General features: G+C 67.9%; 20 protein-coding genes. 13 read left to right on the top strand and 7 right to left on the bottom strand.

Annotation, left to right across the window (positions count from 1 at the left end):
• Positions 1-33 precede the first annotated feature (33 nt).
• A complete protein-coding gene (locus KY501_RS46590; RefSeq protein ID WP_224371483.1) occupies positions 34-1,332 on the bottom strand; it encodes a cytochrome P450 in 1,299 nt (432 codons plus the stop codon).
• Between the two features lie 117 nt (positions 1,333-1,449).
• On the opposite strand from KY501_RS46590, the gene amrS reads away from it, so the two are divergent.
• From amrS to KY501_RS46570, 4 genes are all read left to right on the top strand, one after another.
• Complete coding sequence (gene amrS / locus KY501_RS46585; protein ID WP_224371481.1) at positions 1,450-2,532, top strand: AmmeMemoRadiSam system radical SAM enzyme; 1,083 nt, start codon at positions 1,450-1,452, stop codon at positions 2,530-2,532.
• Positions 2,533-2,645: 113 nt separating this feature from the next.
• A complete protein-coding gene (locus KY501_RS46580) occupies positions 2,646-4,040 on the top strand; it encodes a hypothetical protein (protein WP_224371479.1) in 1,395 nt (464 codons plus the stop codon).
• The gene (locus KY501_RS46575) at positions 4,030-5,382 is read left to right on the top strand and encodes a hypothetical protein (protein ID WP_224371477.1); all 1,353 of its coding nucleotides are present in this window, start codon (positions 4,030-4,032) and stop codon (positions 5,380-5,382) included. Before KY501_RS46580 ends, KY501_RS46575 begins: the two co-directional genes overlap by 11 nt.
• Before the next feature lie 128 nt (positions 5,383-5,510).
• Entirely contained in the window at positions 5,511-9,122 is a 3,612-nt protein-coding gene (locus KY501_RS46570) for a serine/threonine-protein kinase (RefSeq protein WP_224371475.1), read from the top strand.
• On the opposite strand, the gene KY501_RS46565 is transcribed toward KY501_RS46570, so the two are convergent.
• A complete protein-coding gene (locus tag KY501_RS46565) occupies positions 9,106-9,246 on the bottom strand; it encodes a hypothetical protein (protein ID WP_224371473.1) in 141 nt (46 codons plus the stop codon). The two genes, KY501_RS46570 and KY501_RS46565, sit on opposite strands and share 17 nt — an antisense overlap.
• Positions 9,247-9,527: 281 nt before the next feature.
• Complete coding sequence (locus KY501_RS46560; RefSeq protein WP_224371471.1) at positions 9,528-11,156, bottom strand: sigma 54-interacting transcriptional regulator; 1,629 nt, start codon at positions 11,154-11,156, stop codon at positions 9,528-9,530.
• Positions 11,157-11,336: 180 nt separating this feature from the next.
• On the opposite strand from KY501_RS46560, the gene KY501_RS46555 reads away from it, so the two are divergent.
• The gene (locus tag KY501_RS46555) at positions 11,337-11,702 is read left to right on the top strand and encodes a response regulator (protein ID WP_224371469.1); all 366 of its coding nucleotides are present in this window, start codon (positions 11,337-11,339) and stop codon (positions 11,700-11,702) included.
• 4 nt (positions 11,703-11,706) lie between these two features.
• Positions 11,707-13,173, top strand: coding sequence for a sensor histidine kinase (locus KY501_RS46550; protein WP_224371467.1), 1,467 nt, complete (start codon positions 11,707-11,709; stop codon positions 13,171-13,173).
• Here KY501_RS46550 and mobA read toward each other — a convergent pair.
• Positions 13,152-13,751: a molybdenum cofactor guanylyltransferase gene (gene mobA, locus KY501_RS46545; RefSeq protein ID WP_224371465.1), complete on the bottom strand. Its 600-nt coding sequence runs from the start codon at positions 13,749-13,751 to the stop codon at positions 13,152-13,154. The genes KY501_RS46550 and mobA overlap by 22 nt on opposite strands.
• A 153-nt stretch (positions 13,752-13,904) precedes the next feature.
• Between mobA and KY501_RS46540 the strand changes: the two genes are divergently transcribed.
• The 3 genes from KY501_RS46540 to fdhD are packed head-to-tail and all read left to right on the top strand — an operon-like array spanning position 13,905 to position 16,538.
• A complete protein-coding gene (locus KY501_RS46540; RefSeq protein ID WP_224371463.1) occupies positions 13,905-15,149 on the top strand; it encodes a molybdopterin molybdotransferase MoeA in 1,245 nt (414 codons plus the stop codon).
• Positions 15,146-15,670 carry a molybdopterin-guanine dinucleotide biosynthesis protein B gene (mobB, locus tag KY501_RS46535; protein ID WP_224371462.1) on the top strand — a complete coding sequence of 175 codons (525 nt, stop codon included), beginning with the start codon at positions 15,146-15,148 and terminating at the stop codon, positions 15,668-15,670. The genes KY501_RS46540 and mobB overlap by 4 nt, the downstream gene beginning before the upstream one ends.
• The gene (fdhD, locus tag KY501_RS46530) at positions 15,660-16,538 is read left to right on the top strand and encodes a formate dehydrogenase accessory sulfurtransferase FdhD (protein WP_224371460.1); all 879 of its coding nucleotides are present in this window, start codon (positions 15,660-15,662) and stop codon (positions 16,536-16,538) included. The genes mobB and fdhD overlap by 11 nt, the downstream gene beginning before the upstream one ends.
• A 133-nt stretch (positions 16,539-16,671) precedes the next feature.
• Here the strand turns inward: fdhD and KY501_RS46525 are convergent, their stop codons facing one another.
• Together KY501_RS46525 and KY501_RS46520 are read right to left on the bottom strand one after the other, a co-directional pair.
• Positions 16,672-17,535 (bottom strand): AAA family ATPase, encoded by an 864-nt coding sequence (locus KY501_RS46525; protein WP_224371458.1) that lies wholly within the window; start codon positions 17,533-17,535, stop codon positions 16,672-16,674.
• A 126-nt stretch (positions 17,536-17,661) separates the two neighbouring features.
• Positions 17,662-18,135, bottom strand: a complete 474-nt coding sequence (locus tag KY501_RS46520) for a cupin domain-containing protein (RefSeq protein ID WP_224371456.1) — start codon at positions 18,133-18,135, stop codon at positions 17,662-17,664.
• A 210-nt stretch (positions 18,136-18,345) separates the two neighbouring features.
• Between KY501_RS46520 and KY501_RS46515 the strand changes: the two genes are divergently transcribed.
• Both KY501_RS46515 and KY501_RS46510 read left to right on the top strand, forming a co-directional pair.
• The gene (locus tag KY501_RS46515; protein WP_224371454.1) at positions 18,346-20,358 is read left to right on the top strand and encodes a serine/threonine protein kinase; all 2,013 of its coding nucleotides are present in this window, start codon (positions 18,346-18,348) and stop codon (positions 20,356-20,358) included.
• Positions 20,359-20,458: 100 nt separating this feature from the next.
• Complete coding sequence (locus KY501_RS46510; protein WP_224371452.1) at positions 20,459-21,388, top strand: DUF2381 family protein; 930 nt, start codon at positions 20,459-20,461, stop codon at positions 21,386-21,388.
• A gap of 2 nt (positions 21,389-21,390) precedes the next feature.
• Here KY501_RS46510 and KY501_RS46505 read toward each other — a convergent pair whose 3' ends face one another.
• Positions 21,391-21,954: an imm11 family protein gene (locus tag KY501_RS46505; protein WP_224371450.1), complete on the bottom strand. Its 564-nt coding sequence runs from the start codon at positions 21,952-21,954 to the stop codon at positions 21,391-21,393.
• A gap of 182 nt (positions 21,955-22,136) precedes the next feature.
• Between KY501_RS46505 and KY501_RS46500 the strand changes: the two genes are divergently transcribed.
• Positions 22,137-22,700: an imm11 family protein gene (locus KY501_RS46500; protein WP_224371448.1), complete on the top strand. Its 564-nt coding sequence runs from the start codon at positions 22,137-22,139 to the stop codon at positions 22,698-22,700.
• Positions 22,701-22,883: 183 nt separating this feature from the next.
• Positions 22,884-24,167, top strand: coding sequence for a hypothetical protein (locus KY501_RS46495; protein WP_224371446.1), 1,284 nt, complete (start codon positions 22,884-22,886; stop codon positions 24,165-24,167).
• Positions 24,168-24,254: the final 87 nt, after the last annotated feature.

Genomic DNA, 24,254 nt, shown 5'->3' with positions numbered 1-24,254 from the left:
GGCCCCCAGCTGTGCGAGGGGCCTCCGCTCGGCTCAGGAAACGGTCCACTCCACCTGGAGCTGGCGGATGGCGCGAAGGATCAGCATCTCCTGGTGGTAGCCGTAGTCCTGGCCGGGCACCAGGCGCATGCCGGGAATGCGCTCGATGAGCTGCTCGAGCGCCACGCGCAGCTCCAGCCGGGCCAGGGGAGCGCCCAGACAGAAGTGGATGCCCCGGCTGAAGTTGAGGTGCTGCATGTTTTCGCGGTGCGGATCGAAGTGCTCCGGGTCCTTGAAGTGCGCCTCGTCGCGGTTGGCGGATCCGTAGACCAGGAACAGGCGCGAGCCCTTTGGCAGCAGCACGCCTCCCACCTCCACGTCCTGGATGGCGGTGCGGACCATGCCGGGCGCGACGCCCTCCAACCGCATGCACTCCTCCAGGGCCTTGGGGATGAGCGTCCGGTCCTCGCGCAGCTGCTGCCAGCGCTCTGGATGCTCCAGCAGGTTCTTCACGGCGATGGAGAGCTGCGCGCTCGTCGTCTCATGGCCTGCGGCCAGCAGGGAGCCGCCGATCAGCGAGATGAGCTCTGGCATCGTCAGTGCCTCGCCATCGGGTTCGGCCTGCACGAGATCGCTCGTGAGGTCCTCCTGCGGTTGGCGCCGGCGCTGCTCGATGAGCTGCGTGCAGTAGTTGCGGTACTCCACCACGTCGCGCGCCATGGCGGGCTGCACCGTAGGGGGAATGTCCGCGAAGATGAGCCCGAACAGGGAACCGGACCAGCGCCGCACCTTCTCCACATCCTCCTGCGGCACGCCCACCATGTTGAGGATGACCTGTGCGGGCAGCGGATGGGTGAACCGCTGGACGAGATCCACCCGGCCCTCGTGGATGAAGCCATCGATGAGGGCGTTGGTGAGCTGCCGGACGCGCTCCTCCTGGCGCGAGACCTTGGCGAGCGTGAACCCGCGCTGGAGCAGGCGCTTCATGCGGGTGTGGACCGGCGGATCCATGTTGAGCGGGCTGTCATGGATGATGGGTCCGGGCCCGAGGATGGCCTGGGCCTCGGGCGTCAGCCTGTCCACCGAGGTGGTAGCGACGCCCGCCGAGGAGTAGGCCGTGGGGTTGTTCAGCACCGAGATGACGTCGTCGTAGCGGCTGATCAGCCACATGCCCAGCATGGGATTGAAGGTGACGGGCGCCTCCTTCCGCAGCTGCTCGAAGAACGGATAGGGATTCTCGAGGTGCGGGCCGGCGAAGTGGTTGTACTCGCGGCCCAGATGCGGGCACTGGTCGGCGGAGAGGGGCTTGCGGCCCTCGGAGGCGCCAGGAGGGTGCGGGGGAGTCTTGGCCATGGGACGCATCATATGCCCTGTGCGCCAGGGGCCTGGAGACCCGGCCGCGCACCGGCCGAGCACGAGGCGGATCCCGCTCGTGGCTGATAATCATCGAAGGACGGGAGGAGGACTGGCGTGAGCCTCGAATATCCAGGGCGGTGGTGGCACGTGCTCGAGGACGGGCGCATCCAGTGCGACCTGTGTCCGCGCGACTGCAAGCTGAACGAGGGCCAGCGGGGCTTCTGCTTCGTGCGGCAGCGAGCGGGGGACCGGATGGTCCTCACCACGTATGGCCGCTCGTCTGGGTTCTGCGTGGACCCCATCGAGAAGAAGCCGTTGAACCACTTCTATCCGGGCAGCAGCGTGCTGTCGTTTGGCACGGCGGGGTGCAACCTGGGGTGCCGCTTCTGCCAGAACTGGGACATCTCCAAGTCTCGCGAGCAGGATCGGCTGATGGATCAGGCCTCGCCCGAGGCCATCGCGAAACGCGCGCAGGAGCTGGGCTGCAAGAGCGTGGCGTTCACATACAATGATCCGGTCATCTTCGCCGAGTACGCGATGGACGTGGCGGACGCGTGCCATGCGCGAGGCATCCAGACGGTGGCGGTGACCGCGGGCTACATGCACGCCGAGCCGCGGCGCGACTTCTACGCGAAGATGGACGCGGCGAACGTGGACCTGAAGGCGTTCACCGAGGACTTCTACCACCGCATCACGTTCTCGAAGCTCCAGTCGGTGCTGGAGACGTTGGAGTACCTGAAGCACGAGACGCGCGTGTGGTTCGAGATCACCACGCTGCTCATCCCCGGGCACAATGATTCGGAGGCGGAGCTGACGCAGCTCTCCGAGTGGGTGCACGAGAAGCTGGGACCGGACGTGCCGGTGCACTTCTCGGGCTTCCATCCGGACTTCAAGATGATGGACGTGCCGCCCACGCCTCCCGAGACGTTGAGGCGGGCGCGGCGGATTGCCCGGCAGGTGGGCCTGCGCCACGTGTACACGGGCAACGTGCATGACGTGGAAGGGGACACCACGCTCTGTGGAGGGTGTGGGGCATCGCTCATCGTGCGGGACTGGTACCAGTTGTTGGAGTACCGGGTGACGCCGGAGGGCCACTGCCCGGATTGTGGAGCCGCAGTGCCGGGCCGCTTCGATGCTGCGCCGGGGAAGTTCGGGCGGCGGCGCATTCCCGTGCGCATCCAGGCCACCGGCGCATAGCTCGTCGAGCAGCGCCAACAAGAGGGCCTTGAGGGGTACGGCTTTCGTCCGTCCCGGGTCCCTGCCTGTGAGGTCCTTCTGCCGACTCGGGGGCGATGACAGGCTTTGCGCCCATGCCACGCCTGTGCTGTTGGGTGCTCCTGGTCCTGCTGGCCTCCACGCAACTGGGCGGCTCGTGCTCCGAACCCGACGCCGTTCCTCTCGAGGAGTTGCAGAAGGACATCGCTCCTTCCTTCGACTACGCGCTTTACTGCGACGAGCGCGGCACCCTGGTGGGTAAGCGCTCCGCGGTGCTCCTCGTCTACCGTGCGGAGCACCTCGAGCGCGTCTACGCCGACTCCCAGACCGGCAACTTGCGTGCCCGGGCACTCTTCGGACAGTTGGAGACCTCCCTCCGCGCCACTGGCCAGGAGTTGGCCCGACAATCCCTGGGCATTGTCTGCGGCTCGCTGCCCGCCTGCGTGGTGCAGTGGCACAAGCTGGACGAGTTCATGCCCTCACGCGGCGAAGGGGGCATGCACCTGCGCCAGGTCATGGCTGCCAGCTTCTCCCAAGAGGCCAAGCTCCAGCATGTGAGGAACACCACCATCGCCGCCGTGCTCGACGTGCTCCTGGTGGGCACCGTCCTCAAGCAAGGTGCCGCCGGTGCCACGGAAGTGGAAGCAGCAACGGCCGATGCCAGGACCACAGCAGCGGAAGCCGCTGCTCCGGTAGAGGCTGGAAGGCTGGCGTTGGCAGGCTTGGAGGCTCGTATCGCCGCGGAGGAACTGCCGGCGTTGGAGGCTCGCCTCGCCGAAGCCGAGGCCCTGGAGACGGGCGCGCGCCACCCTCGGAGCCTGAATGAGCTCGCCCGCCACCGCCCTGCTTCCTCGCAGCCTCCCGCAGGCATCGAGGCCGATCATCCTCGCTGGACCAGTTACGTGGCCTACTGGCATCGCCGCTACGAGGAGCTGGCCGGTACACGCCCCGTGTCCCCCGGGGTGCAAGTCAAGCCGCCTCTCATCTGGAACAGCTACTCGGGACTTCTCAACACGTTCCAGCGCTCCCTGGAGTTCCAGCGCGCCGTCACACGCTGGCTCCAGCAGGCAGAGGGCTCGCGGCAGTGCCTCCCGGGGATGAAGCAACCCCTGGTCACCGACAACACGGGGCTCCAGCTCGAGGGCCGTGCCACCCCCGTGTATGTCGATCAGCTCGCCGTCGACCAGGCGACGCTCGGCCCAGGCCGTCAACCTTCCATCCACTCCTTCAGCAACAAGCAGCACGACTTCTCTGGGAAGAACCCTAACGAGGTGCTCAAACAGCTCGAGATCGACAGCCGGGAGGCCACAACCAAGTACGGGGGAGGGGTCGAGGTGCGTCGACGCAGCCACCCGCTCTTCGGCCAGAAAGTGCGGGTCTCACAAGTGCACGTCGTCTATGACGGGGCAGAGCTTTCTTTCGAATTCAAGGATGCCCTCTTGAAAGCAGCACCTCGATTTGGGGTCCAACTTCACTTCTATGTCCCCTGACGAATGGAACCATGACGCCAGTTTGCGGCTTGATCTCTTCTTCTCCCAGAACCCCATGGAGAGGGGCTTCGAGGAACTGGAGAAAGTCTTGGAGACCATCGAGTCACTGGACCCCGAGGTACGCCCAAACAAGATGTCGCACGTCGGTCGTCGTCGTTGGCTGAATTACTCGCGCCAGGCTCTGCGGAAGCGGCTCCCTGAGTCCTACATTGGAGAGACCTTCACGCTCATGCTGGTGCGCTCCCAGCCGCCAGAGGTCATTGTCTCGTTCGCGAGCAGGACGACTAAGGAGGAGGGAGTCTATTGCTCTCTTTCCATATACCTGCAGCCCTTCTCGTTCCTGCGTGAGCCGGGTCAAGCCGACAGGCGCGCCGCGTACCTCGTCTCCTTCGTGCGAGCCATGGCCTCCTGCCTCCCGCTCACCTTCGGCGTAGGGCACAACTCCGCCGATCTCGGTCTGAGCACCGATCCCACCGTGAATGACCTGAGCACGCCCCGGCCCATCTACGAGACGTTCTGGCTCAACGTGTACGGCCCGGCCACGGTGCAGGCCATCGGCCGCGAGCGCCTGCTGGCCACCCCCTCCGCCCTCATGGAGGAACTACCCCACGGCGCCGTCCTCTGGCTCACACGCCCCACTCCCGCGGACTTCAGTTCCGAAGAGGCCCGCCTCGCCCAGGCCCGTGCCCTCGTCCACCTGCGCCCCGAGCTCTCCCTGGACTCCACTCTGGCCACCCTGCGTCAGCGCTCGCTCGAGTTCGTTCCCGTCCCCATGGAGTTCGACCCTGACGTCGCCGACATCCTGCGCATGGAGGCGGACTTCCAAGGCGTGCTCGGCGGCAAGCGCGCCCTCGTCGAGCGCTTCAACCGCTACCGCCCTCCCGCCGTCTCCGAGTGGTTGCCCGCCTCCCAGGCTCCCGAGTCGGATGTGGACAACATCAAGGCCGCCATCGACACCTACGAGGGCCTCTATTCCGAGCAGCTCGTCGCCCTGTTCCATAAGAAAGTGCCCCAGGTCATGAAGGGTACCCTGGAGGCCCTGCCTCACCTCGACTGGCACTTGTGGCACGCGAACTGGGGCAGGCGCCTGTCCCACGAGCAGCGAGAAACCCTCGTACCCGCCCTGGGGGCCTTCCTCGGCCGTTATCTGGTGGATGTGCTCGGCGGCCGCTGGCTGCCGCGCAAGAAGTTGGAAGAGGCCGCGGTCATCATCGGTGACAGGGCCTGGCTGCCCTTCCTCCGGGCCCGCCATGCCCTCCAGAACCAGGAGGCGCCTCTGGACTACTCCTGCTCTCAGCTCTTCCGCACCGCTCAGCGCCTGGCTCGCGTTCACTCGCACTGAAGCACGCCCCGCCGCCCGTTCACCCGCGTACCAAGGGTACGGCCACCGTCCGCCGCTCGTCCCCTACGCAGACAGCCCTGCATCGGGTATGACTGGGGCCCGCCACCCGTGGGCCCCCTTCTTCCCTGATGCGCGTCGATACCGAGGCAGAGCTGCGCATGGCCGTGGCCGAGGGCCTCATCTCGCGCGAGGAGGCCACCTCGCTGGGCGAAGAGGCCCGCCGCCTGGGCCGCAGCCCCATGTCCCTCCTCAAGGAGCGGGGCCTCATCTCCGAGGAGTCCCTCGCCGAAATCCGCAAGGCCGATGTCGACCCCACCCTCGTGCCGCGCTCGCGGACGGACAATGGCGAGACGCTCGGCCCCGCCCTCACGCTCAACGATCGCGACAAGGTAGACCCCGCCTTCCCCATCCCCGGTTGGGATCGCTACTCGGGGGTCCGCTTCCTCGGCCAGGGCGGCATGGGCCAGGTCTTCCTCGCCTACGACTTGCGCCTGCGCCGCAACGTCGCCCTCAAGTTCGTCAAGGGCGATGACGCGGAACTCGTCCGCCGCCTGCTGTCCGAGGCTCGCTCCCAGGCCCGCGTCGAGCACGAGCGCGTCTGCAAGGTCCACGAAGTCGGCGAAGTTCAGGGCAAGCCCTACATCGCCATGCAGTTCGTCGATGGCCTGCCCCTGGGGCAACTGTCGGACGAGCTCACCGTGGAACAGAAGGTGCTCGCGCTCCGGGATGCCGCCGAGGGCGTTCACGCCGCCCACCGCGCCGGGCTGATCCACCGAGACCTCAAGCCCTCCAACATCCTCGTGGAGCGCTCCGAAGACGGCCGCCTCAAGCCCTTCGTCATGGACTTCGGCCTGGCCCATGATTGGAGTGAGAAGGGCGGCGCCACCTCCACCGGCTCGGTGCTCGGCACGCCACATTATATGTCTCCCGAGCAGGCCCGGGGCGAGGTGCAGAGCCTGGATCGGCGCGCCGACGTCTACAGCCTCGGCGCCACGCTCTACTTCCTCCTCACCGGCGAGCCTCCCATCCCCGGCGCCAACGGGTTGGAGGTTCTCAACAACATCGCCACCGTCGAGCCCACCCCGCCCCGCAAGCTCAACCCGAACATCCCCGCGGACCTCGAGGCCATCGTCCTCAAGTGTCTCGAGAAGGACCGCTCCGTCCGCTACGACTCGGCGCGCTCCCTCATCGAGGATCTCGATCGCTTCCTGGCCGGCGAGCCCATCCAGGCCCGCCCCACCGGCTTCTGGTACTGGCTGCGCAAGAAGGCTCGCAAGCACCGGCTCATCGTCAGCGTGGCCTCCGCGGCCCTGCTCGCCGTCGCCCTCGCGCTGGGCTCGGCCATCTACACCCACTCCCAGGCCACCCACCGCGAGGAGCTCGCCCGCCGCTTCACCGAGAAGGTCGAGCACATCGAAGCCCTGGCGCGCTACTCGGGCCTCTCGCCGCTCCACGACACGCGCGAGGACCGCAAGGAGATCCGCCAGCACATGGAGGAGCTGGGCACGCAGATCCGCCAAGCCGGAGACGCCGCCGTGGGCCCCGGCAATTACGCCCTGGCCCGCGGCTACCTGGCGCTCGGGGATGATGCGCTGGCGCGCAAGCACCTGGAGCTCGCATGGAACAGCGGCTTCCACGAACCCCGCGTCGCCTATGCGTTGGCCCTCGTGCTGGGCCACCTGTACCAGGATCAGCTCCTGGAGGTGGAGCGCACCCGCAACCCCGAACTGCGCGAGGTCCGCAAGCAGGAGCTCCAACGCGACTTCCGCGATCCGGCCCTCGTCTACCTGCGCCTGAGCCAGGGCGCCGACGTGCCCTCCGCTGACTACGTCTCGGCCCTGCTCTCTTTCTATGAGGACCGGCTGGACGAGGCCCTCGCGCGAGTGGATGCCATGGGCAATCGCCTGCCCTGGCTCTACGAGGTGCCCCTGCTGCACGGAGACATCCTCCAGGCTCGCGCCGCCCGGCGCTGGAACCAGGGAGACCGTGAGGGCGCGCTCGCCGACTTCGAGGCCGGCCGCAACGCCTACGCCGCCGCTGCCGCCATTGGCGAGAGCGTGCCCGCCGTGCACCAGGCCCTGGCCAAGCTCGAATACACCGCCGCGCTCATGGAGATGTACGGGCACGGTGACGTGCTGCCTCCCCTCACCCGAGGCAGGCAAGCCGTGGTGCACGCCCTCGAGGCCCTGCCCGAGGATCCCACCTCGCTGCTGCTCGAGGCCCGCTTCCACCGCCGGCTCGCCGAGTACCGCACCACCCACGGAGAGGATCCGCAGGCCGCGCTCGATGCGGCGCTCGCCGCCGCGCGAAAGGCGCTCGAACAGGGGCTCACCGGTCCGCAGACGCACCTGGAGCTGGGGCGCATCCTCTTCCAGTCCGCGAACTTCCGCGTGAGCCGGGGCCAGGATCCGCGCGAGCAACTGCGCCAGTCGGTGCAGGCCCTCCAGCAGATCGCTCCCAAGGATCGGGACTATGACTTCCACAACACGCTGGGCGGGCTCTTCTTCATGTGGGCCGGCTACGAGGACGACACCGGCGCCAGCTCCGCGGACCATCGTCGCCAGGCCATCGAGTCCTTCCAGGAGGCCACCCGCCTGAGCCCGCGCATCCCGGACGCGTGGAGCAACCTCGGCATGGCCTTCTACCGCCGGGCCGAGCACCCCGCGCCCAACGAGAAGGGCCCGGTGAGCGAGCAGCAGGAGGAGGACCTGAGGCAGGCGTGGACCGCGCTCCAACGGGCCATGGAGCTCAACCCCCGCAACTGGGTGCCCTACCTCTATGGCGGCCTCATCCAGGCACAGTGGGCCGAATTGCACCCGTGCGGCCCGGAGGCCTCGCGCCACCTGAGCACGGCCCTCGAGCTGTACAGCCAGGGGCTGGCCATCAATCAGAACCCACAGCTCCACAATGGACTGGGCATCGCGCTGCTCCACCAGGCGCAGCAGACGTGGGAGCACGGAGGCGATCCCTTCCCCCTCCTCGACAAGGCCCAGGCCGCCTTCGAGCAGGCCATCCACCTGGCGCCGCAACAAGTGTTCGGTCACACCAACCTGGGCGAGGCCCACCTGTGGCGCGCCACGTACCTCTGGCGCCAGTCCCAGAACCCCACCGCGAGCATGCGCTCCGCGCTCGCGTCGCTCGAGCAGGCCATCCGACTGGGAAAGAATGGCACCGAGCCGCAGATCAGCGTGGGCAGCGGCTTCCTCCTGCTGGCCGAGGTGGACCTGCGGCAGGGAAAGGATCCGCGCCCTCAGCTCCAGCACTCGGAGAAGGCCCTGCGCGAGGCCCTGGCCATCAACCCTCAACATGGCCGGGCGTGGCTCGAGCTGGCGGAGCTCCAGGGGTTCATGGCCCGCTGGCACGCACAGCGCGGACAGGGAAGCCTGCAGGAATTCCAGGAGGCGGAACGCCACTTCGAGCGCTCACTCGCGCTGCTGCCGGATGCGGCCGAGGCTCGACTGGCCTTCGGTTCGCTGCAGCACTCCTGGGCGATGTTCGAAAAGGATGCGGGCCGCGCCCCAGCCCCCCAGCTAGAGCGCGGCCTCGCCTTGGTGGAAGAAGCCCTGTCAACATGTCCCGAGTGGCCGCAGGCGCTGCTTGTGCGTGCTCAGTTGTCGTTGCTGCGGGCGTCCTTGGAGAACCGCCCTGATGAGCAGCTGACCCTGCGGGCTCGGGCTCAGGAGGACTTCTCCCGAGCACTGCTAAAGAACCCCCACCTGGGGACTAACCCGAGACGATGATCACGTCCCCGGTCCCGCCGCCGCCGCCACCACCGGCGCTCGAGGTCGACCCGGTGTTACCGCTGTTCGTCGACTTGCCTGAACCGCTCGTCTGGGTCGTCTTCTTGTCGCTCTCGGTCGCCATGGTGCTACCCCCTGTGTCCTGAACTGATTTGGAAGGTGGAGGAGGCTCTCACCCCCCGTGAGAACCCGCCACTGCCCTACCCAACCCCCTGCGCTCCTCCCTACCGAGGGAACGCTTGAGCAATCGCGATGCCACGCCCAAGAGCCGGAAAATCGGCTGCTCTTTCGGGTCTGTCATTTCTATCGGCTGGCCAACAGATGTGTCAGGCCGGGTTCCGACACGTCGGACAGGGAGACCCGACACGTCGGACCGGCCGTTGACACGGAAACCTGCTCAGAGGATCAGGTCCTCCGGTCCTCCAGACCCAACTCCTTGATGCGGCGGCCCAGGGCCCGCTTGGAGACCTCCAGGCGCTGCGCCATGGCATCCAGGTCTCCGGAGCACTCCTGGAAGCAGCGGGTGATCTCCTCCACGGTGAGGTCCCCCGCGGTGCGAATGTTGGGGCTCTTGTCGATCAAGTCGTAGATGGAGGAGCGGGGGATGCCCAGCCGGTCCGCGGCGGCCTTCAGGTCCCACGCGCTCTCGCGCAGGGCCGCGAGCAGCTCCGGCTCGGAGACCTCCGAGGCCCTGCGGCGGGAGGAGCCCTTCTGCTCGGGAGGCTTCGGCTCGGCCCCCACGGCCTGCCCGGTCCCGGAGATGGGACGGCCGGGCCGTGGCAGCAGGGACTGCTCCAGCTCCTTCTCCAAGCGCGGATCCAGCCGCAGCCGCGAGTGCCCCCGGCTGCCGATGATGAGCTGGCGCGTGAGGTTGCGCAGCTGCCGGATGTTGCCCGGCCACCCGTAGCGCACCAGCCGCGAGGCCAACGGTGCCGGCAGCCACGGCTCGGTGGACGAGTCCTCCGGCTTCAGCCGCCACGCCTCGCCGATGGACTCCAGCTCCTCGCGCGCGAAGTGGTGGAACAAGAGCCCGATGTCCTCCCGCCGCTCCCGCAGCGGAGGCACGCGAATCTCATAGCCCGCCAGCCGGTGCAGCAGCGGCGCCTTGAAGCGCCCTTCCTGGATCTGCTGCTCCAGATGCGCATCCGTCGCGGCGATGAGCCGGACATCCACCTTCACCGGAGTGCGCTCGCCCACGGGATAGATTTCCCCCGTCTCCAGCACGCGCAGCAGCATCACCTGCACCTCGGGGGGCGCCTCGCCCACCTCGTCCAGGAAGAGCGTGCCCTCGTGGGCGGCGCGGAAGAAGCCCTCGCGGTCCCTCACTGCGCCCGTGAAGGCGCCGCGCGTGGCGCCGAACAGCTCCGAGGCCGCCAGCTCCTTGGGGATGGCGCCCAGGTTCACGCTGATGAAAACCTTCTCGCGGCGCGCGCTCTGCCGGTGGATGGCCTGGGCGATGAGCTCCTTGCCCGAGCCCGTCTCTCCGCGCACGAGCACCGGCACCCGCAAGTCCGCCACCTGCTCGATGTGGTGACGCACGTTCTGGATGCCCACACTGGTGCCCACCATGCCCAGCGCATCCACGGGGGAGTTCGCCGAAGGATCGGCCCAGTGCAGCAGCACCACCACGCGCTCGGCCAGCTCCAGCGCCACGCCCACCGAGAGCTCCTCGGGAGAGAACTCCCAGGGGCTCTTGAGCACTTCGCCCGCCAGGGTGACCTTGATGCCATCGCCGGGGGTCAACCGCACGCCCCCTGTCGAGCCCGACGCGAAGACGACGGGCTTGCGGCTCAGGAAGGGATCGGCCAGGGGAGAGCCCAGCGCGGCATCCGGGCGCATGAAGTCCGGGGCGTTGCGGGAGACGCCCTCCTCGCGGCCCGCCATGACTCCGTCCAGGAGCAGGCGTTCGCCCACGCGATGCGACATGGGGTGCGAGACGATGGTCAACGCGGGGACGAGGCGGGCCACGGGCTCGCTGTGGTTCCGCTTCTTGAAGCCGATCGTCGACTCGTCGGCAAATCTTCCCTCGCGCATGGTAGAAATCCGCTCCGGCTGACCACCGTCCCGGCGTGGCACTGTATCGAACGTTGGACGGTGGCGCGAAGGAGTCCGGATCACCCCCCACTCGCACTCCGAGGCCGTGCGCTCGTTGGAATCCGACAGAGTTCTCGGGCACGCACTCCCCATCACCGTAAGGCTGCCTACAATCCAGGTGTGAGCACGATCGGCGAACGAGGCAACATCCTGATCGTCGAGGACGATGAGGACATCCGTGCGGCCATGGCTGAGCTCCTCGAGACCGAAGGCTTCGAGGTGGCCGTGGCCTCGAATGGCCAGGAGGGGCTGGAGGTGCTCGATCAGATCGGCCCCCCCTGCCTCGTGCTGTTGGATTTGATGATGCCGGTGATGAGTGGCGAGGAGTTCCTCCGGCACATCCGGGACAACCCGGCCATGAGCCCGGTGCCCATCATCATCGTCACCGCCAGTGGCCGCACGGTCCTTCCGGGAACCCAGGGCATCCTCAAAAAGCCGTTCGAGATCAGCGAGCTGTTCGCTACTGTCTCCATGCACTGTGGATGAAGCAATGAACGGCCTGCGAGAGGTGCTCGCGACCCGGCGCGAGGAACTCCTCTCCCGGCTCGGGCGAAATGTATCCGAAGGGCTCCCGAACGCGGAGTCGATGCGCAAGCGGCTCCTCGAGCTGCTGCCCCGGATGTTGGACGGGCTCCAGGCCCGGCTCGAAGGGAAGCCGCTGGACGGAGTGCTGCCTTCGATGTCGCCAGGTGCCGCGGTGGTGGCTCGGGCGTGTGGACTGTTGCGCGATGGACTGCTCGGGTTGTTGGAGGAGACCGGGGGAGTGCTCCAATTTTCGGAGCTGCGGGTGCTCCACCGCTTCCTCGATCAGGTCCAGGAGGCGGCCGCCGCGAAGAGCCCAGAGGAGCAGGACACCGTGGCTCACCACGCGGCGCAGCTGGAGGCCATCCTCGAGAGCATCCCGGACGCCGTGTACGTGGGAGACTCCGAGTCCATCACGCACGCCAACGCTCCGGCCCGGGCGCTGCTGGGAGGCAACCTCAAGAACACCTCCCCACTGGAGCTTGGGGAGCGGCTCCAGAGCCTGGATTCGGTGACGCGCCAGCGTCTCCCCGCCGAGGAGGAGCCCTTCGCGCGCGCCCTGAGGGGCGAGGCGGTGACACGCGACGTGGTGCTGCGCCACGCGAGCACGGGCCGGACCCTGGTGGCCCGCTGCGCGGCGGCACCGGTGCGCATGGGAGAGCGCATCGTGGGCGCGGTGGTGATCAGCACCGACCTGACGGACCACCAGCGGCGGGAGGAGGAGCTGCGGCGGACGGCGGAGTTCCGCGAGCGCTTCCTGGGCATCGTCAGTCATGATCTGCGCAACCCGCTCAATGCCATCGCGCTGTCGGCCAGCGTGTTGCTGCGCGACGACGAGATGCCGACGCGCCTGCGCAAGCCGGCCGGGCGCATCTCCCAGAGCGCCGAGCGGATGGCGCGGATGATCAGCGACCTGCTGGACTTCACGCGCGGGCGGCTGGGCGGAGGCATTCCCATCATCCGCCAGCAGGTGGACCTGCGCGTCACCTGCCGCCCGGTGCTGGAGGAGCTGCGGGTGGCGTGGCCGGAGCGAGAGCTGCGGGTGCACGTGGAGGGAGATCTCCAGGGCGAGTGGGATGGAGATCGGCTGGCGCAATTGGTGGGCAACCTGGTGAAGAACGCCCTGGACTACAGCCCTCCGGATCAGCCGGTGACGGTGACCGTGAGAGGTGAGGAGGCATGGGTGCGGCTCGAGGTGCACAACCTGGGCGAGCCCATCGAGCCTCAGTTGCTCCCTCGGCTCTTCGAGCCGTTCCGCCGGGGCATGCGCAAGGAGGAGAACGGGCAGAGCGCCGGGTTGGGGCTGGGGCTCTTCATCGCGTACCAGATCACGCGGGCGCATGGCGGGACGCTCGAGGCCCGCTCCACTCGAGAGGAGGGCACCACCTTCACCGTGCGCCTGCCGCGCTCGCCTCAGGGCAACGAGAGCCCATAACGGAGCAGGTCCTCGGGCGTGTTCACGTTCACCCGGGAGTTCATTTCCGGGTCCACGGCTCGAAGCGCTTCCTCTGGCAGGAGCTGGGGCCTGCACTGCGAGAGGAGTTCGCGCAGGGAGGGGTCTCCCTGCTGTAAGGCCCCGCCCCATGGGCCCGCGAGGGTGGAGCGGTAGACGGCGAGCAGCGGCTCGACACGCCCCTCGACGGTGAAGCACACCGCGTCCACCTCGGGGCTCCGGGCCTCCAGCAGGACGCGCACGACCTCGGGCATCACGAAGGGCATGTCGCACGCCACCGCCAGCACCCACGCCGTTTTCGCTCCCGCCATCGCCGCGTGCACACCTCCCGGGGCGCCCTTGCCCTCCACCACGTCCGCTACCGTGCGCAGGCCGAAGCGGGCATAGGGTTCGGGTGTGTTCGCGACGAGCAGCACCTCCGCGAACAGCGGCGACAGTTCGAGCAGCCGCTCCAGCACTGTGCGGTCGCCCAGCTTCAGGAGCCCCTTGGGTACTCCGGACAGCCGCCGGCCCTGGCCTCCAGCCACTACTGCCAGTGTGACATCGGGAAAGAAGTCCATGAATCCACCTCCGGAGCCCACCCGCCCAGCATCGCACCCCCGCACCCGCCGTGGAGGGTTGAGAGCGTTTTCTGTCCAGCAGGCGCCTCTCATGCTCGCGGGAGTTCCTCCCCCGACGGTTTTGTTGGAGTCTTGGAGACTCAGCGAGAGTTCATGTCGCTCACTCCCCTCATCCCCGCGCGTCAAGCCGCACTCGAGGCCGTCACCCCGGCGGCTCCGGAGTCCGTGCCCCTGCTGCTCGCCCATGGCCGCTTCCTGGCCTCGGCCGTGAGTGCGGCGCGATCGCTGCCCGGCTGTGACAACTCCGCCATGGACGGGTGGGCCCTGCGGGCCGAGGAAACTCGGGGGGTGAACCGGGATCGGCCCGCGCGCCTGCGCATCGTCGACACTGTGTATGCCGGGGCTCCGGCCTTGCGCACCCTCCAGCCCGGCGAGGCCGCGCGTGTCTTCACCGGTGCCCCCATTCCTCCAGGCGCCGATGCCGTGGTCCGTCAGGAGGCCGCGCGCGCCGAGGAGGATGGCCATGTCTCCATCTTCATCACCGTTCCTCCCGGCCACGACATCCGCCGTGCGGGAGAGGAAGTCGTTGCGGGGACTGCGCTCTTCCCTGCCGGCCAATGTGTGGACTCCCATGTGCTGGGGGTGCTGGCCTCCATGGGCGCTGCCACCGCGCTCGTGCGCCCCGCGCCTCGCGTGGCCGTGCTCGCCACGGGTGATGAGCTGATTTCTCCTGGGACACCCGCCCTGCCCTACCAGGTGTACGAGAGCAACCTCATCCTCATGGCTGCGCTGGCTCAGGAGGCCGGTGCACAGGTGGTTGCCACCGAGCGGGCCCGAGACGACGACGCGGAGTTGCGTGCCGCCATCACGGCGCTGGCCACGAAGGTGGACGTGCTCGTCACCACGGGTGGTGCTTCCGTGGGCGACAAGGATCGCGTCAAGCGAGTGCTCGCGGAGCTGGGAGCCCGATTCTTCGTGGACGGCGTGGCCCTCAAGCCCGGCAAGCCCGTGGCGGTGGCGCGGCTGGGAGACCTGGCCGTGGTGGTGCTCCCCGGCAATCCCGGTGCAGCCACCGTGGCGTTTGATCAGCTTGGGCGGCCGCTGCTGCTCAGGCTCCAGGGCGTGCACGAGGAGCGCCGCCGTCTGCGCGTAAGGCTCTCCGAGGGCCGGCACAAGCAGGCGGGTCTCACCTACCTCATCACCGCTACTGTGGAGTCCCGCGAGGGCGGTGGCCTTCCATGGGCCCGGCTGAGGCCCCAGGGAGCGGGGCAGATCTTCCAAAACGTGGGCGCCGAGGGGTTCGCCATCCTGGCTCCTGGCCGGGCCGACTTCGCCGAGGGCGATGAGGTGGACCTGGAGCTATTTGACCGGCCCCGGTACGTGGCGGTGGAGGAGTGAAGACCCTGCCCGCGGTGAGCATCATCGGTTGGTCCGGAGCAGGGAAGACGACGCTCGTGGAGCGGCTCGTACCCGAGCTGCGCTCCCGAGGCTTGCGCGTGGGCGTGGTGAAACACTCTTCGGATGCGCACCCGCTGCACCGTGCCGGCAGTGACACGGCTCGCTTCGAGCAGGGAGGTGCGGCGCTGGTCGCCTTCGCCACACCGGCTGGCGTACAGCTCTCGGTGAGTGATGCACCGGAGCAGGCGTTGCTGCCGCTGCTCGAGCGTTTCCGGGACAGGGTGGATGTGGTGCTCGTCGAGGGCTGGAAGGACGGGCCTCTGCCCAAGCTGGAGGTCTGGCGCGAGGACCATGGGCCACTGCTGGCTTCGACGCGCTCGGACGTGCTCGCGGTGGTGACGGATGAGCCTCGGCTCCCCGAGGGTGCACCCACGGGACTATTGCGGTTCGGGACGACGGAACTTCCAGGGCTCGCGGAGTTCATCACGCGCCTTGCGCGAGGGCAGACGCATGAGTCGTGAAGAGAAGGGCATCACCCAACGCCCGATGGTGCGGTTCTCCGATGCGGGGGGCCTGGCTTCCGAGGAGGACTCGGTGGCTGTGGAGGAGCCGCTGGAGATCCGCGTGAGCGGCGACACGGTGGCCATCACCATGCGTACCCCGGGTCAGGACCGGGAGCTCACGGTGGGGTTCCTGTTCTCCGAGGGAATCCTCCGCTCCGTGGATGACCTGGGAGGTGTCGCCTACTGTGGCCGGCCGGGAGAGGAGGGCTGGGGCAACGTCATCGAGGTGACTCCCGCTGCCGGGTTGGTGCTGGAGGTGGAGCGGGTCAGCGCGGCGAGGCGCGGCACGTTGACGACGGCAGCGTGCGGCGTCTGCGGGCGGCGGAGCGTGGATGACCTGATGGCCGTGTGTTCACCGATTCCTGCGGGACTGGCGCTTGGGCCCGAGGTGGTGGCTCGCGCCACGGAGCGGCTGCGCGAGGTGCAGCTCAACTTCGCGAGGACGGGCGGAGTGCACGCGGCAGCGGTGCTGGACTCGCGGGGAGAGCTCCTCGCGGCCGCCGAGGACATAGGTCGGCACAACGCGGTGGACAAGGTGGTGGGGGCGCTGGTGCTCAGTGGGAGGGTGCGCTCCTCACGGGCCTCGACGAGTTCCTCGGTCCCGCGTTCCGAGCTGCCTCCCGCGCTGCTCGTGGTCAGTGGGCGAGCGAGCTTCGAGATCGTCCAGAAGGCCGCCGTGGCGCGGATTCCCGTGGTGGCCAGTGTGTCCGCGGCCAGTTCGCTCGCGATCGATCTGGCCCATCGTTCGGGAGTGACACTGGCCACGTTCGTCCGAGACGGACGCTTCAACGTGTACACCCACGCTCAACGACTTGGGGGCACGTAGGTTCGTAAAGGAGCTGTGTGACGAGGAAGAGCGGGACGGCCGGCGCGGGAGGACCCGTCCGCCGACGGGGGGACCCGCGCCGAGACGAGGGGCCCGCGACCTGCGCGTCCTACCGTGCCTACCGTGGATCCACTCACGCCATCTCGAGCCGCTGCCGCCAGTCGGCCACGACTTCCAGAGCCGAGCTGACCGTCACCGCGCCATCATCCGTGGAGCGTGAGAACACGCGGATCTCCTTCGAGTCCACATGCTTGAGCAGCCCGGACGAGGATGTGGCCACCACCACCTGGATCGGCGCGCTCCCCAGGCTGCCCGTGCTCATGCTCCGCAGCAGCTTCATCAGGTCGCTCATGAGCTGAGGCGGCAACCCTCGCTCGGGCATGTCCAGGGTAATGAGGTCCGGAGGTGGCACCTGGTACGGCAGCACCAGGTAGGCCAGCAGCAGCAACACCGTGTCCGATACCCGATCCGGTGTGAACCAGAGGTCCGTCTTCCACCAGTCCCGGAACTTCAGCCGCTGAGTCCGCGTCCCCGTCTGGTGGAGCGCCACATCCCCCAACGAAGGCACCAGCCGGCACAGCTCCTGGATGACCCGCTGCCGTTGCCCCGTCTGCAGCGAAGCGAACACCCCCGCCAGATTGTCTCCCGTCCGGTTCAGCGCCGGCGAGCGCCCCGTTGTGCTCTCCTCCCGCAGCGCCACCAGGTCCAACGCCAGCGCCTGGACCGTGTGGGTCAGCATCGGCGTCGAATCCAACCTCCCCACCGGGTACTCCACCCGCGTCTTCGTGCCGGTGTCGTACCGCCACTCGACCACCGCCGGATGCGCCTCATCCTGCCGCCAGAAGTCCGTCGCGTCGCAGCCCAGCAGCAAATCGAACCCGTCGAGCAACGTCGTCTTCCCCGAAGCCGGCGGCCCCACCAGGACCGTCAACGGCTCCAGCGACACCTCCACGTCCTTCAAACTCCGGAAGTTTTCGAAGCGGACCGACTGGATCATATGCCCTGGCGCACCACCCACCCCCATCCTCCCATATTTTCAATTTTCCAGTACCCGTGAACGCTGTAGCGCCGAGCAACCCGCCAGCCGGTGACTCCCTCCCCTGTGGGTGCGCACACCCACGGCTCAGCCGGGGCGGGTGAACTGGCGGAACAGCTCCGCGTGCTCCGGGTAGCGCGCCAGCAGGGCGTCGCGCGTGGGCATCTCCCAGTCCGCGAAGTCGAAGCCGGGCGCCACGGTGCAGCCCACCAGCGTGTAGTCCCCTCGAGGCACCCCCGCCTGGAGCACTCCCGCCGGGATGACGACCTGGGGCTGCTCCCCGCGCGCCACGTCCCGGCCGAGCGTCACCTCCTCCAGCCCCGCATCCCTCAGCAGGTACAACGTCAGGGGCGCGCCATCGTAGAAGTGCCACACCTCGTCCGAGGCCACCTGGTGCCAGGCCGCGAACTCTCCGCGCGGCAGCAGGTAGTAGATGGCCGTGCCCGCCGAGCGTGAACCTCGAGGCGTCTCCACCCGCACCGAGGCGCGGTACGTCTCCTTGTAGAAGCCGCCCTCGGGATGGGGCTGGAGCCCCAACGCTCTCACCAGCTCGTCGACCATGCCGCGCACCCTAGCCCGGCCCACGCCCCTGCGCAGGGCCCTTTCGCCACCCGCGCGGCCAGGGCTCAACCCATCAGGTCCTTCTCTCTTGAACCAACCTGCTCTGTAGGTCATACTGTTCCAACCCCTCCTCATGGGTCACATGGCCCGCACCCAGGCGCGAGTCGGTGGAGACGTGACGGATCGGCTCCCCGCGCCAGAGCAAGCACGATGCAGCACCCCTTCCACCTGATGCCGGACATGATGGTGGGCCCCTTTCGCATCCAGGCTCGGCTGGGAGCTGGGGGCTTCGGCGCGGTGTTCCGCGCGGAGTGCAACGGCGAGCTGTATGCCATCAAGTTCGCCGCGCACCCCCCAGGCAGCGAGGATCTCAACCTCACGGATGCGCGAACCCGGCGCGAGCTGGCCTGCCTGCTGCTCATCCGCCACCCCAACGTCGTCCGCGTCTGGGCGCACGGCCGCTGGCCCCACCCGCTCACCGGCCACCTCTACTTCGTCATGGACTATGTGGAGGGCACGACCCTGCTCGAGTGGGTGAAGAAGACGCGCCCCCCGCTGCGCCAGGTGCTCCGCCTCTTCGACACGTTGGCCCTCACGCTGGACGCGCTGCACGCCGAGGGCATCCACCACCGGGACTTGAAGGGCTCCAACATCCTGGTGCGCGCGCGGGACAGCGAGCCCATGCTGGTGGACTTCGGCGCGGCCGAGCACCCCTTGATGCACGAGCCGCTCACCGAGGGCCCCCTGCCTCCGGGCACCCCGCACCTGCGCACCCCCGAGGCCGTGCGCTTCCACCGCGAGCAGTACGCCGACCCCGAGGCGCGCTACCGCTTCCAGCCCTCGGATGACTTGTACGCGCTGGGCTGCACGCTCTACGAGGTGCTCACCGGCGCTCCGCCCTTCCCGCCCACGCTGCCTCGAGAGGTGCTCACCTCGCTGATTGAGAAGGAGATGCCCGCCTCACCGGCCGCGCTCAACGCGCAGGTGCCCGAGCCGCTGGGGGAACTGGTACTACGGCTGTTGGCCAAGCGTCCCGAGGATCGCCCTGCGAGCGGACGGGCGCTGCACGAGCTGTTCGAGCCGTGGCTGCGTGACGAAGCCCCCAACTTGGACGTGTCGCTCTCGCCCGGCGCGAATGCCGCGACGACAGAGGGCATGGGGGGCCCGGCCGTCATGTCCAGCGCCGAAGACCCGGAGGGGCCCCTCTCGGGCCCGACGGATTGGGGGGGGCCACGGGCCTTGCCTGGGACCACCTCTCCGAGCGAGGACCGTGCCCCTACGGTGCTCGAGGAGCGGGCCTCTCCGGGTCCTTCGAAGCCGGAACGCCGCCGGTGGGTGCTGCTGGGAGCCTCGGGCCTCGTGTTGCTCGCCGTGCTGGGCGTGGCGCTGTGGGGTAACCGGCCTGTGGAGCCTTCGAGTCCGGACGCTCCCGCCTGGGAGCCCCCCGTCATCTCGTCCGAACCCCTGCTGCTCCCCACCGAGCCAGTTCCCTCCGAGGCAGTACGGGACGCGGGCTCGGGGCTCACGGCGGCGGACTTCCGCGGCGATGCGGGCCCGGATTCTGGCGTCGCGAGCCTCTCTGCTGACGCGGGCCTGTCGGCGCTCGCCGAAGCGCACCCCTCTTCCCCACACCTGAAAGGTCCATCCATGAGGACGAAACCTCCCGCGAAGAACCCCTCTGCCCCGCCAGAGCCAGAGAAGCCGCGGAGCCCGGGCTCCGGCACCGTCAGCCCGCTCGCGGGAGTCGTGGCCGCTTGCGCCCTGGTGGGGGGTTGTGCCTCATCCGATGCGGCCGTGCGGCTTGGGCCTCCGCCCCGCCAACTGTGTCCTCCCGGAGCCGAAGAGGCGATGAAGGAGCGCTTCGGCCTGGGAGATGCGCTGGGTTGGTACGAGCGGGTGCGCATGCCGGGATGGAAGAAGGGCATGACGGATGAAGAGCCCGTCATCGTCACAGAGGGGCGGCATGAGGTGGTTGCCTATAGGAGAAGCGCGGCCCCCAAGGTGCCCCCGGGGCTCGTGCTCGTGGGCGACTTCATCATCGCGGACAAGCTCTACGCGCGATTCGTCGAGGCTCGGCTGCCCAATGGAGAGCGCATCCCGTTCTGTGCCGAGTTGGATACGGAGCGCGGCTCTTGGGGCGTCCCCTTCCTTCCGGGCTCGAAGCCGGGTGCCATGATGGTGGGGGCCGGCCAGCGGGTCCGCGCCACGTTCGAGGACCACTGAGTCGACTGGGGGGTGTAGCGGGCTCCTCCCGCTCTGTATCCTGGAAGGCGTGGTAGAGGCGGAACGTCCGCATCCCCCGCCGATCCGGAGATTCCGTCGCATGCGCCCTTCCCCTCGTGAAGTCCTCCTGGCGCTCGTGCTGCTCGTGACAGCCTCCGTCGCGGGGGCGCAGCCTCCTCCCTGTCAGACGGCGGTGCGCCGCATCGAGCTGCCGACGGGTGGTGGCGCGGTTCCCCCGGAGCTCTGCATCAGCCCGGGCCTGTCCACCACGGTGCTGTTCGACCGGGCCCTGGTCCGGGATGCGGTGCTACTGGAGGGGCGCGAGCGCTTCCGGAGAGTGGAAGCCCTGGGAAGCCTGCTGGTGCTGGTACCCTCGGAGAAGCTCCAGCCGGGAGAGCGGCTCTCGCTGAAGGTGCGCTTCGCGGACGCGGAGGCCCCCGAGAGCGTGAGCTTCGTGCTCGTCGTTTATCGGGACCAAGCCGAGCGCCAGGTGGAAGTCTCCCGTCCGGCGCGCCCGGCGGACGCCTGTCAGGGCGAGGTTCAGCGTCAGGAGGCGGAGTTGCAACGCAAGGAGGCGGAGTTGCAACGTTGCCTGGCGGAGCGGGCTGCGCCCCCTGCGGGGCTGGAAGAGAGCGCCCTTCTCGCGCAACTGCTCGCGCAGGGCGCCATCGATGACAATGGACTCACGGTCCAGCAACTCACGTTTCGCAAGCAGCTTTCCTCGAATGAGGACATGCCCCAGTTGATTCGAGTCACGGTGTACCGCGCCAAGACGCGAATCGTGGTGGAGGTGGAGATGGCGATGCGTGAGGGGGGGAAGGCCTGGCGGACGCAGGGGGCCTCATTGCAGCAGCCTTCAGGCCCGGCGCTGCAGCCATGGATCTTCCAACCCGCTCCGCTGTTGGCGGGCGACTCGGGCTCGGTCTGGGTGGAGATCTCCAACCGCAGGGTTCATGGGAGCTATACCCTCGAGTTGTGGGACGAGGGCAAGGCACGAACCATCACCGTGCCCGGGTTGAAGTTCCCATAGCGTTAGACTTCCTCGAATCGCGGGCCTGTGGCACCCATGGCCGTCAGCGCTTCCTTGATCTTCTCGGAGACGATCAGTGGGCCTTCCCACCCCTCGCAGCGAAACACCTGGGCTTTGCTCACCTTGGACTTGTCGATCCGCATGTCCCGCACGGAGGCATACTGGCCGACCTTGTGAGGCACTCCGTCCTCATGCGTCCACAGTTCGATGCGGGACGCCTGCTCGTCGATACAACAGCTCAGGCGTGTCGCCACAAGGATGAGGTACTGGTCCGGCTGGCCCTCGACGTCTACAGGGATCAGTTGCAAATCATCAGGGGCGAGTTCCGCGAACATGGATGCGATCCGGACATGGACGACCGGGATGTTGAGGCCTGCTTCCGTGTAGTCCAGCGGCGTACCCGCGATCTCGATGGGGATTCTCAAACGCCCCATGATGTGGACGGGCATTCCCCTCCAGAACTCATAGTCGTCCACTTTGATGCCCTGAGTGTTTCGGGGCATCGCCAGGTGCCAGCGGTTCGGGAACGTCACGTCGTCAGCCAGCTTGAAGTAACGCTGAGCCATGAACTTCACTTAGCGCGACTACCGCCGGGTAACGAGATCGAGACGCACCACATCGCCACCATCCGCAACGAGAAGTCCACCGCGCGCAGGCCCGACTCCGGAAACTGGCCAGGCAGATCGCCACGCCGGAAACAGAATTCAAGCAACCCGTCACCCAACCCAAGCCGCGATAAACGGAGCCCATGACCAAGCGGTTCTTCAGACTGGCCGACGATCTGAAAGTCCCGCACCGCTGGGACCTCGACACGCCGACGGACAGTCAGGGCCGAAAGGTGGATGACGGGCAGTTCAGGCTCGGAACGCCCATCCACATCGCGGACCGCTTGAGAATTCCCGTCGAAGCTGCGGGCAAGCCGCTGGACTTCACAGAAGCGGGCATCATGATCCCGGTGGTCCATATACGGGTCGCGTCCATGTTCGCGGAGTTGACTCCGGACGAGGTGCAACTGATCCCCGTGGACGTGGAGGGCCAACCGGATCAGTACCTCATCCTGGTGGCCACACACCTGATCCGCTGTATCGACGAGCAAGCGTCCCGGATCGAACTCTGGACGCACGAGGACGGAGTGCCTCACAAGGTCGGTCAGTATGCCTCCGTGCGGGACATGCGCATCGACAAGACCAAGGTGGGAAGCGCACAGGTGTTCCGGTGCGAGGGATGGACCGGCCCGCTGATCGTCTCAGGGGAGATCAAGGACGCCTTGGCGGACATGGGAGCCAAAGGCACAAGGTTCGAGGAGGTCTAGACCCGGAGGGGCAGTGCTCGGATTGGGCCCGCGCAAGCCGCCCGTCCGGCGTATCCCTGCTACTCTCCATCGCGTCCAATGGAGGCTTCTTCCCAGCCCTCACCTTTCCCTGGGACTTACGGCACGTAGGCCCCGCCTCAGCCACCTCAGACATGTAGCAGCAAGCCCTTCTCTGGCCTCTTCATGAGCCTTCGACGCCCCTCGCTCTTTCCACGTGCCTTGCTCTACTCGACCTCTCACGTGGGGTGGTTCGTCCAGACCGTGCTGTGCCTGTGGCTGAGCCTGAACGGCTTGGGGTGCGCAACGGGGCAATCGGGGATGGGGGGAAGTGGCTCCTCCGGCACCGGGCTGACACCCGCCTTGAGCGAGCAGGAGCTGGAAGAGGCCACCAAGGCAGAGTCCTCCCTGCTGGCGGCTCAGGTAGCGTCCGTGGCCGGGGCTCTTCGAGTACCGGGAACTCGCCTCTCCTTCATCTTCTGGAACCAGCGCGGCGCCCTCACCCTCACAGGCTTCTCGGCAGAGGGGCTCGCCGCTCCTGCCACAACTTCAGGGGACGACGAGGAGACCCGGTTCGCGGTTGCCACCGTCCTCTCCCGCTATGCCCCTCGCCAGACGGGAGCGTCCACCCTCACACTGCAGCGTGATCCAGGGCGCTGGACGGTGGACTACGTCACAGCAGCCGCCTTGCGGCCCCCAGAGGCTCGCTCACTGCCACTGCTCCTGCGAGAGATTCCAGCGGATACGGTGCACGCAACCACCGATGGTCTCCGCCCCTTGCTCGCGGCTCTCCAGGTGCCCTCGGGCGGCGAGGCTCGGGTGGAGCTTGAGGCGAACCTGGACGATGGCCGGGTGGAGGGATGGCGTCTACGCCTGTTCCAAATCACACGAGGAGGTGGACCCCCTCGAGCACTCTCTCCCCAGGTCTCGCAGCAGGCAGTGCAGGTACTGCTGCCTTTCACCCTTGGACTCGGCCCTCGCACCGTCCGCCTGCGCCTGAAGTTGCTCCACGCTCCCCAGGAACACCAAGCACAGGGCTGGGTGGAGTCCGCCGAGGTGATGCACCAGCCACCTCCTCCCGAGGCCAACGCGGCCTTCGTGGCCGAGTACCGGGCGATGCACGAGCTCATCCTCTGGCGCTGGGGACGAGAGGTGGAAGAGGGCGCCCGTTGGCTGGCTCAGCGCGGTGTCGAGGAGCTGGCCTTCTGGTACGCAGGGGGTGTCCTGCTCAAGGGCGGCAGTTACCTGGCGCGCTGGTCCGGCTCCATCATGCGCCGGGCCCTGGGCCACGGCGGCCAGGCAGCGGCCGGGTGGTTGCGGACTGCGCTCGCACGGCTACCTGGAGACAAGAAGCGGGAGTTCGAGTGGCTCTGGGCCAAGCTGGAGCTGGAAGGCGAGCGCGCCCTCACCACCGAGGAGCGTGCTTCTTTGCGGGGGCTAGTGGAGTGTCCGACAAGTCATTCGACATAGTCGTGGGGAATGAATAGCTCTGGTGGATGAGGAGACGACCGCCGCACCTGATCCATCTGGTCCCCGAAGAAGCAGCGTACTTGGAGA

Origin of the sequence: Hyalangium versicolor (assembly GCF_020103695.1) — a bacterium.
Taxonomy (GTDB): domain Bacteria; phylum Myxococcota; class Myxococcia; order Myxococcales; family Myxococcaceae; genus Hyalangium; species Hyalangium versicolor.
Note: the sequence above shows the minus strand (reverse complement) of the source record. Positions and strands in the feature narration are given on the sequence as shown.

Coding starts and splice junctions, on each gene's coding strand:
- KY501_RS46520 (WP_224371456.1), bottom strand. CDS start 18,135: ATGGTCGACGAGCTGGTGAGAGCGTTGGGGCTCCAGCCCCATCCCGAG.
- fdhD (WP_224371460.1), top strand. CDS start 15,660: ATGAGTCGTGAAGAGAAGGGCATCACCCAACGCCCGATGGTGCGGTTC.
- KY501_RS46525 (WP_224371458.1), bottom strand. CDS start 17,535: ATGATCCAGTCGGTCCGCTTCGAAAACTTCCGGAGTTTGAAGGACGTG.
- KY501_RS46515 (WP_224371454.1), top strand. CDS start 18,346: ATGCAGCACCCCTTCCACCTGATGCCGGACATGATGGTGGGCCCCTTT.
- KY501_RS46580 (WP_224371479.1), top strand. CDS start 2,646: ATGCCACGCCTGTGCTGTTGGGTGCTCCTGGTCCTGCTGGCCTCCACG.
- KY501_RS46590 (WP_224371483.1), bottom strand. CDS start 1,332: ATGGCCAAGACTCCCCCGCACCCTCCTGGCGCCTCCGAGGGCCGCAAG.
- KY501_RS46495 (WP_224371446.1), top strand. CDS start 22,884: ATGAGCCTTCGACGCCCCTCGCTCTTTCCACGTGCCTTGCTCTACTCG.
- KY501_RS46540 (WP_224371463.1), top strand. CDS start 13,905: ATGTCGCTCACTCCCCTCATCCCCGCGCGTCAAGCCGCACTCGAGGCC.
- KY501_RS46565 (WP_224371473.1), bottom strand. CDS start 9,246: ATGGCGACCGAGAGCGACAAGAAGACGACCCAGACGAGCGGTTCAGGC.
- KY501_RS46575 (WP_224371477.1), top strand. CDS start 4,030: ATGTCCCCTGACGAATGGAACCATGACGCCAGTTTGCGGCTTGATCTC.
- mobA (WP_224371465.1), bottom strand. CDS start 13,751: ATGGACTTCTTTCCCGATGTCACACTGGCAGTAGTGGCTGGAGGCCAG.
- KY501_RS46510 (WP_224371452.1), top strand. CDS start 20,459: ATGCGCCCTTCCCCTCGTGAAGTCCTCCTGGCGCTCGTGCTGCTCGTG.
- KY501_RS46570 (WP_224371475.1), top strand. CDS start 5,511: ATGCGCGTCGATACCGAGGCAGAGCTGCGCATGGCCGTGGCCGAGGGC.
- KY501_RS46560 (WP_224371471.1), bottom strand. CDS start 11,156: ATGCGCGAGGGAAGATTTGCCGACGAGTCGACGATCGGCTTCAAGAAG.
- KY501_RS46550 (WP_224371467.1), top strand. CDS start 11,707: ATGAACGGCCTGCGAGAGGTGCTCGCGACCCGGCGCGAGGAACTCCTC.
- KY501_RS46505 (WP_224371450.1), bottom strand. CDS start 21,954: ATGGCTCAGCGTTACTTCAAGCTGGCTGACGACGTGACGTTCCCGAAC.
- KY501_RS46500 (WP_224371448.1), top strand. CDS start 22,137: ATGACCAAGCGGTTCTTCAGACTGGCCGACGATCTGAAAGTCCCGCAC.